The organism is Lactobacillus selangorensis (assembly GCF_001437205.1).
GTDB classification, from domain to species: Bacteria; Bacillota; Bacilli; order Lactobacillales; family Lactobacillaceae; genus Paralactobacillus; species Paralactobacillus selangorensis.
Genome location: NZ_JQAZ01000011.1, coordinates 1 through 11,779 on the forward strand (window position 1 = coordinate 1; position 11,779 = coordinate 11,779).

The 11,779-nt window shown below is 46.2% G+C and carries 11 protein-coding genes and 4 tRNA genes; 12 read left to right on the forward strand and 3 right to left on the reverse strand.

Annotation, left to right across the window (positions count from 1 at the left end):
* Nucleotides 1-191: 191 nt before the first annotated feature.
* The 8 genes from IV40_RS10030 (at nt 192) to proC (ending at nt 5,240) form a co-directional block, all read left to right on the forward strand.
* Nucleotides 192-263, forward strand: a tRNA-Glu gene (locus IV40_RS10030).
* Between the two features lie 4 nt (nt 264-267).
* A tRNA-Thr gene (locus tag IV40_RS10035) sits at nt 268-340 on the forward strand.
* Nucleotides 341-448: 108 nt separating this feature from the next.
* Nucleotides 449-1,918 carry a peptide MFS transporter gene (locus IV40_RS10040; RefSeq protein WP_057771197.1) on the forward strand — a complete coding sequence of 490 codons (1,470 nt, stop codon included), beginning with the start codon at nt 449-451 and terminating at the stop codon, nt 1,916-1,918.
* A gap of 5 nt (nt 1,919-1,923) precedes the next feature.
* Nucleotides 1,924-2,754, forward strand: coding sequence for a metallophosphoesterase (locus IV40_RS10045; RefSeq protein WP_057771199.1), 831 nt, complete (start codon nt 1,924-1,926; stop codon nt 2,752-2,754).
* 58 nt (nt 2,755-2,812) lie between these two features.
* A tRNA-Tyr gene (locus IV40_RS10050) sits at nt 2,813-2,893 on the forward strand.
* Between the two features lie 7 nt (nt 2,894-2,900).
* Nucleotides 2,901-2,972: transfer RNA gene (locus tag IV40_RS10055), tRNA-Gln, on the forward strand.
* A gap of 217 nt (nt 2,973-3,189) precedes the next feature.
* Complete coding sequence (locus IV40_RS10060) at nt 3,190-4,368, forward strand: acyltransferase family protein (RefSeq protein WP_236698060.1); 1,179 nt, start codon at nt 3,190-3,192, stop codon at nt 4,366-4,368.
* Nucleotides 4,369-4,439: 71 nt separating this feature from the next.
* Nucleotides 4,440-5,240, forward strand: coding sequence for a pyrroline-5-carboxylate reductase (gene proC / locus IV40_RS10065; protein ID WP_057771201.1), 801 nt, complete (start codon nt 4,440-4,442; stop codon nt 5,238-5,240).
* On the opposite strand, the gene IV40_RS10070 is transcribed toward proC, so the two are convergent.
* Nucleotides 5,231-6,142: a Gfo/Idh/MocA family protein gene (locus tag IV40_RS10070; protein ID WP_057771202.1), complete on the reverse strand. Its 912-nt coding sequence runs from the start codon at nt 6,140-6,142 to the stop codon at nt 5,231-5,233. The two genes, proC and IV40_RS10070, sit on opposite strands and share 10 nt — an antisense overlap.
* Nucleotides 6,143-6,271: 129 nt before the next feature.
* On the opposite strand from IV40_RS10070, the gene IV40_RS10075 reads away from it, so the two are divergent.
* From IV40_RS10075 to IV40_RS10090, 4 genes are all read left to right on the forward strand, one after another.
* Nucleotides 6,272-6,973, forward strand: a complete 702-nt coding sequence (locus IV40_RS10075) for a GntR family transcriptional regulator (RefSeq protein ID WP_057771204.1) — start codon at nt 6,272-6,274, stop codon at nt 6,971-6,973.
* 96 nt (nt 6,974-7,069) lie between these two features.
* A complete protein-coding gene (locus IV40_RS10080; RefSeq protein WP_057771206.1) occupies nt 7,070-7,576 on the forward strand; it encodes a hypothetical protein in 507 nt (168 codons plus the stop codon).
* A 61-nt stretch (nt 7,577-7,637) separates the two neighbouring features.
* Complete coding sequence (glf, locus tag IV40_RS10085; RefSeq protein WP_057771207.1) at nt 7,638-8,759, forward strand: UDP-galactopyranose mutase; 1,122 nt, start codon at nt 7,638-7,640, stop codon at nt 8,757-8,759.
* Nucleotides 8,760-8,828: 69 nt separating this feature from the next.
* Nucleotides 8,829-10,538: a glycosyltransferase family protein gene (locus tag IV40_RS10090; RefSeq protein WP_057771209.1), complete on the forward strand. Its 1,710-nt coding sequence runs from the start codon at nt 8,829-8,831 to the stop codon at nt 10,536-10,538.
* A 98-nt stretch (nt 10,539-10,636) separates the two neighbouring features.
* On the opposite strand, the gene IV40_RS10095 is transcribed toward IV40_RS10090, so the two are convergent.
* On the reverse strand, nt 10,637-11,245 hold the full coding sequence (locus IV40_RS10095; protein ID WP_057771211.1) for a hypothetical protein: 609 nt from the start codon (nt 11,243-11,245) through the stop codon (nt 10,637-10,639).
* A gap of 107 nt (nt 11,246-11,352) precedes the next feature.
* A complete protein-coding gene (locus tag IV40_RS10100; RefSeq protein ID WP_057771213.1) occupies nt 11,353-11,655 on the reverse strand; it encodes a hypothetical protein in 303 nt (100 codons plus the stop codon).
* Between the last annotated feature and the right edge of the window lie 124 nt (nt 11,656-11,779).

Here is an 11,779-nt window from a genome sequence, read left to right on the forward strand (position 1 = left end):
TGTCGTCAGTTCGAGTCTGACAGTCGGAGTCGGAGAGAATGACCGGGCCTTAAGTGGTCGCGTCATTCTTTTTTTATCTCGATTCTGATAAACTTTTATTTTAATGAGAGTTTATTAAGAATCACTCTTTACAAATCTAATAATTATCAAGTATAATATTAATATTATCTATTTATACTTGATGTTAAAATGGCCCGGTGGTCAAGTGGTTAAGACACTGCCCTTTCACGGCGGTAACATGGGTTCAAATCCCGTCCGGGTCATTTTGCCGGCTTAGCTCAGTTGGTAGAGCATCGGTATCGTAAACCGAGGGTCACAGGTTCAAGTCCTGCAGCCGGCATGGATCGAAGTCTTGGTGGATAGTTTATTCACTGAGGCTTTTTTTGTAAAACCAGATTCAACGGTTTATGAGAAAATTATGTGGAATTTTTGAAAGGAAGTTGGTTCTGTGAAATCTAGAGATTCAGATCATGCGTTTTTTGGGCAGCCCCGTGGTTTATCAACCTTATTCTTTACCGAATTCTGGGAACGATTTAGCTACTATGGGATGCGTGCCATCCTGCTGTACTATATGTACACAAAGGTCAGCAATGGGGGCTTAGGTTTCAGTGAATCGACCTCTGCTTCGATTATGTCGATCTACGGTTCCTTAGTTTATATGTCAAGTGTGATCGGCGGATTCGTCAGCGACCGTCTGATTGGTCCCCGTCGGAGTGTTTTCTGGGGTGGGATTTTAATCATCTTCGGACATATCGTGCTCTCGACCCCGTTTGGCGCACCAGCACTTTTCATTTCGATTGCTTTGATTGTTTTAGGAACTGGGTTATTGAAGCCGAACGTTTCTGAAATGGTTGGCGGTTTGTACAGTGAAGATGATATCCGGCGTGATTCCGGTTTTAGTATCTTCGTGATGGGGATCAACTTTGGTTCCTTATTTGCACCGCTGATTGTGGGTTGGATCGGACAAACTTACAACTACCACATGGGCTTTTCCATTGCGGCGGTTGGGATGTTTATCGGTTTGATCATGTACTACTTTGATGGTAAGAAATACTTAACGGAAGATAGTTTAGTCGCACCAGATCCATTGAAGCCAGGCGAAAGTCGGCCAATGGTCCGCAAGATTCTTTTAGGCATCTTAGCGGTGATCGTGGTCTTAATCGCAATGTACTTCGTTGGTGTGCTGAATGTGGATAATATCATTCTCTTGATTAGTATCATTGGTGTCTTGATTCCAGTTTGGTACTTCATCATGATGCTGATGAGCAAGAAGATTTCAACGGTCGAACGCGATCGTGTCAAAGCTTACATTCCATTATTCATCGCCGCCGTTTTATTCTGGGCAATTGAAGAACAAGGTTCCGTTGTTCTGGCCTTATTTGCCAGCCAGCAGACGAACCTGCAGTTGGGGAGTTTCACAATTCCAGCCAGCTGGTTCCAGACTTTGAACCCGTTGTTTATCATTATTTACACCCCGTTCTTTGCATGGCTCTGGGTCAAAATGGGGAAGCATCAGCCATCGTCACCGAAGAAATTCGATTACGGGCTGTTCTTCGCCGGGATTTCCTTCTTAGTTATGGTCATCCCAGTACTGATGTTTGGGACCCATACAAAGGTCAGTCCATTATGGTTAGTGCTTAGCTGGGCGTTAGTTGAAATCGGGGAACTGCTGATTTCACCAGTTGGTTTGTCGGTTACAACGAAATTAGCGCCACGTGCCTTCCAGTCACAGATGATGAGTATGTGGTTCCTGGCTGATTCCGCCGCACAGGCGATCAACGCACAGGTTGTTAAACTCTACACACCTGGCACTGAGGTTACTTACTTTACCGTTGTCGGGATTGTTACCATTCTCTTTGGGGTCATCTTATTGTTCATGACGCCACGAATTGAAAAACTGATGGATGGCGTTAACTAACTGATATGGTGAAAGTTGGATTAAGCAGCGATAACCATTTTGATGTCAACCGTTTAGATGCCGCTGAATTATTGAAACAGCAGGCCGAATATTTAGCCACCCACCATTATGATTATTATTTCAATGCAGGCGATCTCTTCAATGAAATGCCGAAGAGCCTCGACTACATGGACAAGCTGCAAAATGAGCTGGGAACTTCGACACAGGCTTACTTTGTCAGTGGCAATCATGATATGGTGCGCGGCGTGACGTTTGACGAACTGGAAAGTCCGCTGAGTCCGCAATACCTACACAATCGCTTGTTGGAAATTCCCAACAGCGATTTTGTTGTGATTGGGGAGAATGGCTGGTACGACTATAGTTTTGCGGAGAATGCCTCGACTCCCGCTGATGCTGATTTTCTGAAGTGGAAGCATGGCTTTTGGATTGATGGCGTCATTGAACAACCCATGACCGATTCGGAACGGTTGGAACTGGCGCTGCAGCAGACGCAGCATTGGCTGGACGTAGCACAGCAGAAGCACAAACAAGTGCTGTATCTGACTCATTTTGTGCCCCGTGACACGTTTACGGTTTATCAGCTCAAACGGCCGTCGTATTGGAATATGGCAAATGCTTTGCTGGGCAGTAATCGCACTGGTCAGTTATTAGAACAATCCCAAGTGCGCTACGCTTATTTCGGCCATCTGCACTTTCGCAATCAGCCGCTGACTTTGGGAGCCACGACCTATCTTCACCAGCCGGTTGGGTATCGACGCACCCGTTTCCGGCCGGAATGGGAGAGTGCCGATTTCATGACTGAATGGAAAAATACGTTACAGACGGTAAATTTATAGAAAACACTTGCACAATGACGATTTTTTCGCTAAAATAATTAAGTTGAAATATCGTCATGGAGGAGTAGCGAAGAGGCTAAACGCGGCGGACTGTAAATCCGCTCCTTCGGGTTCATAGGTTCGAATCCTATCTCCTCCATTTTTATTGGGATATAGCCAAGTGGTAAGGCAAAGGACTTTGACTCCTTTATGCGCTGGTTCGAATCCAGCTATCCCAATCAGAGCGTGAGAATAAGAACAACGGAAAAGCTTGCCAATTCTTGATGGCAAGCTTTTTATTGTGCCTTAAAAGCATCGATATTGGGCGACTTCATCTAATCTTAATCCGGCTTTGGAGATTCTTAAGGGTTTCGGCGTCTTTTATTCATCTTTTATCCAATTTACATTCATACGTCCTTGTTATTCTGGAAAGAAGTTAAAGGATGGTGATGACGTTTGAATGCGACCAAGCAAATTTCAAAGGCAAAACGCCCGTACTTGCATGAAGTCGATTTTATGCGGCTTTTCTTCATTTTTGGAGTCCTGTTGAATCATACAATCAATATTTATATTGCGGCGATGGCTGCTGATTCAAATTCGGCGGCTTTTCTGAAAAATATTCGTCTGATGTTTCACTTCAGCCGTAATGGCTTTCTGTTAATCAGCGGACTGGTGCTGACGCTTAATTATTATGATCGGCACGATTGGAAAACATTTTATAAAAAACGGTTTAATGGCAGTATCTGGCCGTATTTAACGTGGAATTTTCTGTTATTATCGCTGCTGGTGCTGATTGGCGGCACTCATTTTACGGCGGCTCATTTTAAAATAGAATATTATACGCTTGTGATTCATGGCAGCAGTTTTCATATGTATTTCATGCTGCTGATTATGCAGCTGTATTTAGCTTTCCCAGCCATTGTCTGGCTGTTTAAAAAGTTTTCGCAGCAGCACTTGATACTTGTATCGCTCAGCTTTATTTTCCAAATTGGAATCGATTTGGTGATCAAATATCTGTTTCCGCAACTGGATAAAAGTAATTGGCCGTATTGGTTCAAAGCGATGAGCATCAACGCTTTTTCCTACCAGTTCTATTTTATTCTCGGAACTTATCTGTGCCTGCATTACAAGGAAGTTTATGCGTTTTTGCAGGCTCATATTTATCAGGTGGCGGCGCTTGCGATTGCACTGTCCTTTGGAACGATTGTTTATGTTCAATGGTGGAATATGGGGGTACTCGGGTTAAGCTATGATGCCGCCACTTCACCGCATCAGCCGTATATGGATGTATTCGACACCTTGATGATTCTGACCGTTTTCTGGGTCGGCAAGCAATATGCGCAGTGGCGTGAACAGGGAATTCCACTACAAGTCGAATGGTTCATCAAAAACGGTGCCAAAATCAGTTTTGGAATTTATCTCGATCAGACGTTGGGACTGGTTTTGCTGGAACGATTGTTGAATCTTCCCGCCTTGCCTAGCTGGGGTGTGCTGCTGCTTTTACCGGCAGGTTATCTGCTGGTGGCGGGTTGTTCCTATTTATTCGCCTTCTTCTGTTATCGCATTGCACCGTTTGGGTATTTTATCGGCCGGCCGCAGTGGCATCCGTTTCAGGCACTGGCTAGCAAAGAATAAAAAGAACAGTCCTCATGGTATGAGGGCTGTTCTTTTTGTGATACGCTAAAAGAAAAAAATGAGGTGCAGAGATGAAATATGGATTTATTGGCGTTGGCAACATGGCACAAGCCATCATTCAGGGGCTATTGAAAGCCCAGACGGTCTCCAGTACGGATATCAATGTACATAGTTTTCATCAGGCACATGCCGACCAGGTTGCCCAAAAAATGCATTTAACGGCGCAAGCCAGCAATGAAGCCGTGATTCTGGCGAGCGATGTCGTTTTTCTGGCGGTACCGGCTAATCAGATTCTCGACCTATTGACGCATGAACGCAAACCATTGACGGAGAGCATGCCGATTGTCGTTTCGATGGCTGCCGGCGTTTCCCTGACCGAAATGAGTGCGATTCTGCCGGGTCTGGCCATTGTGCGCATCATGCCGAATGTCAATGTGGCGCTCAATCAAGGCTTTACAGCGGTGGTGGGCAATGATCAAGCAGCAAGTCATGCGACCCAGCAAATGCTTGCTGTGTTTCAGCAATTAGGGACGGCACTTGAAATGCCGGAAGCAGATTTTACGACCGTCAGTGCATTAGCCGGCAGTTCACCAGCGTTTGCCTACATTTTCATTGACGCTTTAGCACGAGCCGGCGTTGAAGCGGGGCTGTCAAAGCCGGTGGCCGACCAAATCGCTGCGCAAGCCGTTCAGGGCAGTGCGGCGGCTGTTTTGGCCGGTCAAAAATCGCCTTGGGACTTAGTTGACCAAGTCTGTTCGCCAGGCGGCACAACAGTGGCGGGCGTTTTGGCGTTGCAAGAAAACGGGTTTGCAACGGCGGCAATCAAGGCTGTCGAAGCGACGATTCAAAAAGACCAATCGAATCAAAGCTGAGTGTGGCGGATAAAATCGGTACACAGCTGATGCGATAACAGACTCGAAGCGGGCGAGACCGGATTTTGGCCGTTGGTTTCCAATGCTTTGATAAAGGCTAAAATCAGCGGCTGAAAACCACGCCGTTCCAAAGTCGGCATCCAGTCCGAAGGGGCATGGATGCTTTTTGTTTGGGCACTGTCAGTAGTGTATGTGCTCAAATCAGTGACTGTATCAATGCCAAAGGGCGTTTCGACGCGACTGCTTTCCCGGTTGGTACCGGCCTGACAATTCAGCGTCATCGTAATCTGCTGTTCCTTCGTCTGCAGGCTGATCGTGCCTTGCTGGAAGGCACCGTTATCGGCGTGGAGCCAATACTGCGGATTTTCCAGCTGTGGAAAATCGGCTAAATAGAGGGCGGTGTCGATGACATGGATGAAGAGGTCGTAAGTGGTGAAAGTGACGGGGTCAAGGGCCTTTTCACGTGTTTTCTCAACTTGGATGAGCTGTTTGTCTTTGACGGCATGCAGTTTTTGATTTAACGGTGCAAAACGGCGGTTGAAACCGACCGTCAGCAAGACATGTTTGGCGGTGGCGAGCTGATAGAGTTCTTCGACTTCGGCCAAGTTTTCACTGAGGGGTTTGTCGACATAAACGTTGATGCCTTGTTCCAAAAAACGTTTGACGAGCCGATAGTGAGTTTGAGTCGGTGTGTGAATGAAGACGGCGTCCAAATCAAGTGCGTCGAGAGCGTCTAATTGGTGGGTGGCGTAAGGGAAACCATCCTTTTTTTGTAAATGAGCAAGTTTGTCAGGATTGCGAGTGACCATGTGCCATTCGACGCGATCCTGAAGCTGGGCCATGACGGGCAAATAAGCTTTTTGGGCGATATTGCCGAGCCCGATATCTGCGATACGAAGCATAACAGCGCTTCCTTTCCGATGAGATTGCCTTTATTTTACCGGATATTCTTGTGAAATGATAGTTTACTTAGATGGTATAGACCGTCTATAATATGGAGGAATGCTGACGCAGACGAAAGGATGATTAGGGTGGAGTTACCGGTATATATCAAAATACATAATCAAATTCGCAAGGATATTGAGGCAGGCAAATGGGCGGTTGGCGACCGAATCCCTTCAGAACGCGAGCTGGCGCTCGACTTTGGGGTCAGCCGGATGACACTTCGGCAAGCCATTCAGACGTTGGTTGATGAAGGCATCTTGGAACGCCGGATTGGCGCCGGCACTTATGTGGCTAACAAAAAAGTGCAGGAAAAGATGTCGGGTGTGACGAGTTTCACTGATTTAATGCTGAATCAGGGCAAAAAGCCGTCGACGAAGACGATTTCGTACCATGTCGCCGACCCGTCATTAAGCGAGATCGAAAAACTGAAGCTGCCGGATGATGCGCAGATTCTCCGGATGGAACGAATTCGGTATGCCGACGATGTGCCAATTTGTTTTGAAGTGGCGACGATTCCGTATAGTTTGGTCAAAGGCTTCAGCAAAGCCGAAATCACGCACTCGTTTTGCCATACGCTGGAAACGAAGGGCCATTACGAATTAGGCGGCGCCCAGCAGAATGTATCGGCCATGGTGGCTTCCGAAAAAATTGCTGAATATCTGAAAATAAAGAAGGGCGATGCGATTTTGCGCTTGCGCCAGATTTCATTTTTGAAGTCGAAGGAACCGTTCGAATACGTCCGGACCCAGTATGTCGGAGAACGGTTCGAGTTTTACTTGGAACGTTAAGAAAGACTAAATCTAAGGGCAAAATGATTTACCCAGTTCGGAAATTCTTTTATAATAAACGCAATGCGATTTCTAACTGCAATAGGAGGGTCAAACATGGACCAGCAACATCAGCATCATCAACATCATCGTCATCACCGCAATAAAAAACGCCGTCATGTCTGGGGATGGGCTTTATTGATCATCGCCGTGATCGTGGTCGCTTGTTTCATTTTGTACCGGCCGATCAATAATACGTTCCGGCAGATGAGCGGCGGCAGCGACACACCAACGGATAAAGTCGAAAAAACAGCGATTAAAACAGTCGTCAAGAAGAAAACCAATTCAGCCACGGCGGCTAAAATCGAAAAAATTCTGGATGAAACACCGCTTTCTGAGATTCAGGCTGCGGCCAACAACAAAAAAGACGCCGCTAAGCTGATTTCGAAAGTGAACGGCAAGTCGACGACAGCTAACGAAAAAATCGTCAAAAAAGTTTACGCCGATTCACGGTTTAATGATGCTCGCCAAGACCTTAACAACGGGGATTTGACGAAATTGGCCAAAGATTATCAATCCCTGAAAAAGAGCGGTGCTTTGGACGACATTACTAGCGATAACTAAAAAGGGTCGTTTTAAGGCATTAAAATCAGTATAATAGAGGGAGAAACTAAGGAGGATACATATGCAGAACTATGATTATTTAGTCGTCGGCGCTGGTTTATTCGGTGCTACCTTCGCTTATGAAGCCGCCAAACGCGGCAAGCGTGTCAAAGTGATTGAAAAAGACGATCACATTGCCGGCCACATCTATACGAAGGAAGTCGATGGCATCCAAGTCCATGAATTTGGGGCCCATATTTTCCATACCAGCAATAAGAAGACTTGGAGTTTCATCCAGCAGTTTGCCGAATTCAACCGGTATACGAACCAGCCGGTTGCCAACTATAAAGGCAAAATGTACAACATGCCGTTTAACATGAACACCTTCAGTGAGATGTGGGGCGTCCGGACACCTGCCGAAGCCAAGGCAAAGATTGACGAACAACGCCAGGTAATGGACGGCAAGAAGCCGGAAAACTTGGAAGAACAAGCAATCTCATTGGTGGGGACCGATATCTATGAAAAACTGATTAAGGGTTACACCCAGAAACAATGGGGGCGTGAATGCAAAGACTTGCCGGCATTCATTATTCGCCGTCTCCCAGTGCGTTACATTTACGATAACAACTACTTCAATGATTTATACCAAGGAATTCCGATTGGCGGCTATACGCAGATTGTTGAAAAAATGCTCGACAGCGATTTGATCGACGTCGAATTGAATACTGATTTCTTGGCTAACAAGGAACAATATTTGAATGATTATCCGAAGGTCGTTTACACAGGCACAATCGATGGTTTCTATGATTATCAGTTAGGAACATTGGAATATCGTGGTCTTAAGTTTGAAACGAAAGAATTCGACATGGATAATTACCAAGGCAATGCCGTCATCAACTATACGGATGCCGAAACACCTTGGACTCGGATTATCGAACACAAATGGTTCGAATTCGGCAAGGGCAACAAGGATAAGACGATCGTCACTCGTGAATATCCGCATACTTGGAAACGCGGCGACGAACCTTACTATCCAGTTAATGACCAGCGTAACAACGATCTCTTCAAACAATACCGTGATTTGTCCAAACAAGATCCGAACGTTTTGTTCGGCGGTCGTTTAGGTTTATATAAATATTACAATATGGATCAAGTCATCGAAGCATGTGAAAACTTAGTCCATCGTGAGTTAGACAAAGACTAGGATTCAACAGGGGGCTGGGACGTATTTTGTTCCGGCCCTCATTTTTTACAGGCAAAGGAGGGTCAGCAGGTGCGGCATGAAAAAGAATCACAGCTAATGAATGCCTTATTTGTGCTGCTCAGCGCAATCGGCTGTTCATTACTGATTTTATGGCCAATCTGGAGCAAGGGCTCGTTGTTTACCGGTGATGATTTGCCGTATCATTTGGAACGGATCAAGGAACTGACAACGTATCTCAAACAAGGGGGCTGGTCGTTTCCGGCTATTAGTGCCAATTCATTTATGCGGGTCGGGTACGGTGTCAATTTCTTCTATCCATGGGTCACACTGCTGCCGTTTGCATGGTTGGCGGCACATGTGGCCGACCCGACGACGGCCCTCTTTCTTGGAATGCTGTTTTATCTAACGATCGGTTCGCTGCTTGCTTACTACGCGATGCACTTGTTCAGCAGCTCGAGAGTAATGAGTTTTGCCTTTATGGTGTTCTATTCTTTTGCTTCGTATCGTTTGATTGACTTGTTTCCTCGTTTTGCGCTGGGCGAATTTTTCGGACTGACCTTTTTGCCGCTAGTATTGATCGGATTATATGAAATCTTGTATCGTAACACACGGTATTGGCCGCTATTTACGGCTGGGTTGGCGTTGCTGCTGCTGTCGCACGTGCTATCGGCCTTTATCGCTTTCGTTTTTATTGGATTGACTTGGGCGGTCAGTATCTGGTTTGTGAATCATAAGCAGCAGCGGACGCTTTCGCTGCTGCTCGCCGGCGTGATGGCCGTTTTAGCGGCAGCCGTCTTTGTGTTTCCGTTTCTGGAGCAGGAACAGTATCAGCAGTTTGCCCAGCCGGCGGTGCGCAAACTGGCCGGTAAGCCGTTTTGGAAAATGCTGCTAGCCACAGTGCAGAATAATGACAGCCTAGGCTGGAACCATAATACCTATAACGGCGGCGTCATCATGCTGGTTGCCTTGATACTCGGCCTCGTTTTTTTCAAAAAGCTCAGTCATTCATTTCAAGTGATTGAATTGCTGGGGGTACTGACCTGGCTGATGACGACAAGTTTGTTCCCATGGCAGCTATTTCAGCATACGGTTTTGAATGTGATTCAGTTTCCGTTCCGATTATTGTTATTCCCGACTATTTTCGGAGCAATGATTGCGGCTTACTTGTTTACACTGCTGTTTGAACGGCTGCCGGTGCCACGGCTGAAATGGCTGTCGCTGCTGGCCCTAATTGGATTATGTGCAGGTTTATGGTTGGTAGGGGCTTCCGGATATATTCACGGTAAGAAAACGACACCCGTCCATTTCGCCGGGAACACGATTATGGCACCTGGACCGCAAGATCGCAAGGTGCTGGGAATGAACCAGTATATTTCGGCACAGTCTAAAAAGTATGTTGTTCAAATTACCAATCATATTGCTTATGTGGATGGCAAACGCGAACGGCTGGTGCCGCAAGCCAATCGGAAACATCAGCTCGTCTTTTTCGTCAGCACAACTCGGGACAATGTGACGGTGGATTTGCCGGTTGCACGGTATAAAGGCACTGTGGCACAGCTGAACCATAAAACGGTGCCGTTGCAGAACAGCAAACGGGGGACGGTTGCTGTGAAGATGAATCGGGGCCTCAATTATGTCACAATTGGTTATCAGACGACGTGGCTCGAATACTTGTCCATGATTGTCACTGGAATCACTTGGCTGTATCTGGGAATGCGGCTAGTTCGCTTGCATACCGAAAATCGCCGGCAGGCCAGTTATTTATCCCGTTTGCCATGAGTATTTTGGCATAAAAAAAACAGCTCGTGAAATGTACTTCTACATTTCACGAGCTGTTTTCGTATTGATTAAAAATTGTATTTGTTAGATTTTAACGGTTATGCACCTGGGAAAAAGGCATCTGTGGCGCTAATCCATTGGTTGCTGCCTAAATCATAATAGGTGGCTCCATCAATCGAGTGGCCGATGCGCAGGATTTTCCAACGGCTCCAAGCTGGCAAAGTTTCGCCGGTCGGAACGGCTCCGGTGTAAGGACTGTTATAAACCGGTACACTGGATTGTGCCGGTGTAATTGTTGCAATCGGCGTAATGCCATAAATGCGCTGCACGTTGGTATTGTTTGCATCACGGTACAGCTGGGTAAAAATTACGTCCTGCATGTTGACCCACTGGTTGGCACCCAGATCGATCCAGCCGGTTGAAAGAGGATCAGTCCGATTGACAACGATAAAGCGATTGATTTTCCAAGCAGTTCCTTTCGCCAGATACTGGCCAGTCAACCGCTGGGTCGTGCCGACGGTGGCCGGACTATTGTAAACAGGCACGCTGGTCTGCGTGATTGTCGCGACAGACGGCTGCTGAACCGGCAGAATGGTATCGTATTGTGGCATATCCGCCTGGACTGGGGTCGCAGTCAGGAATAAACCGCCCATTAACAAGGCCGCACAACAACTCAATAAGAAACGAAATGATAAACGCTTTTTCATTGTTTACACCCTCTTTTTAACTTTTCCTTTGTACACGATTATTATACCATCTTGCGCGTCAGAATAGGGATGTAACCCCTTTTTTGTAAAATAAAAAAACCGGGATTTTACTCCTGGCCAGTGTGGTTCATTTCGTTTTGTGCTTTATTGAATTCATCTTCATCAATATTGACCTGGAACATCAAATAATGGTTTTGGGATAGTTTGTCGCCAGCGGCAATAACTTCCTTTAAAGGAACGTTTGATAATAGGGGCGCAATATCCGGCGAAGAAGGACGGCCCCATTCCAAGTTCAAATCATAGGTGCCGGTGTATTTGCCATTCCGGACGGCGAGATAGGTGCTGTCCATATCCGGATTGTTTTTCTGATAATTAGCCTCAGCTTCATTGAAGAAATTCTTGTCTGCCATGTTTGAACCTCATTTCTAATTTATGGTAAGAAAAAAGGACACATCTGCGTCCTTTTCCAATTATGATTGATTCGATATTGGCTGAATACCAACTCGTATTATATACCGGTTTCAAGTAGAAAGA

What these genes read in the sequence shown, in the direction of transcription:
- IV40_RS10045 (WP_057771199.1), top strand. Translation starts at nt 1,924, where the DNA reads ATGGTGAAAGTTGGATTAAGCAGCGATAACCATTTTGATGTCAACCGT.
- proC (WP_057771201.1), top strand. Translation starts at nt 4,440, where the DNA reads ATGAAATATGGATTTATTGGCGTTGGCAACATGGCACAAGCCATCATT.
- IV40_RS10070 (WP_057771202.1), bottom strand. Translation starts at nt 6,142, where the DNA reads ATGCTTCGTATCGCAGATATCGGGCTCGGCAATATCGCCCAAAAAGCT.
- IV40_RS10080 (WP_057771206.1), top strand. Translation starts at nt 7,070, where the DNA reads ATGGACCAGCAACATCAGCATCATCAACATCATCGTCATCACCGCAAT.
- glf (WP_057771207.1), top strand. Translation starts at nt 7,638, where the DNA reads ATGCAGAACTATGATTATTTAGTCGTCGGCGCTGGTTTATTCGGTGCT.
- IV40_RS10095 (WP_057771211.1), bottom strand. Translation starts at nt 11,245, where the DNA reads ATGAAAAAGCGTTTATCATTTCGTTTCTTATTGAGTTGTTGTGCGGCC.
- IV40_RS10100 (WP_057771213.1), bottom strand. Translation starts at nt 11,655, where the DNA reads ATGGCAGACAAGAATTTCTTCAATGAAGCTGAGGCTAATTATCAGAAA.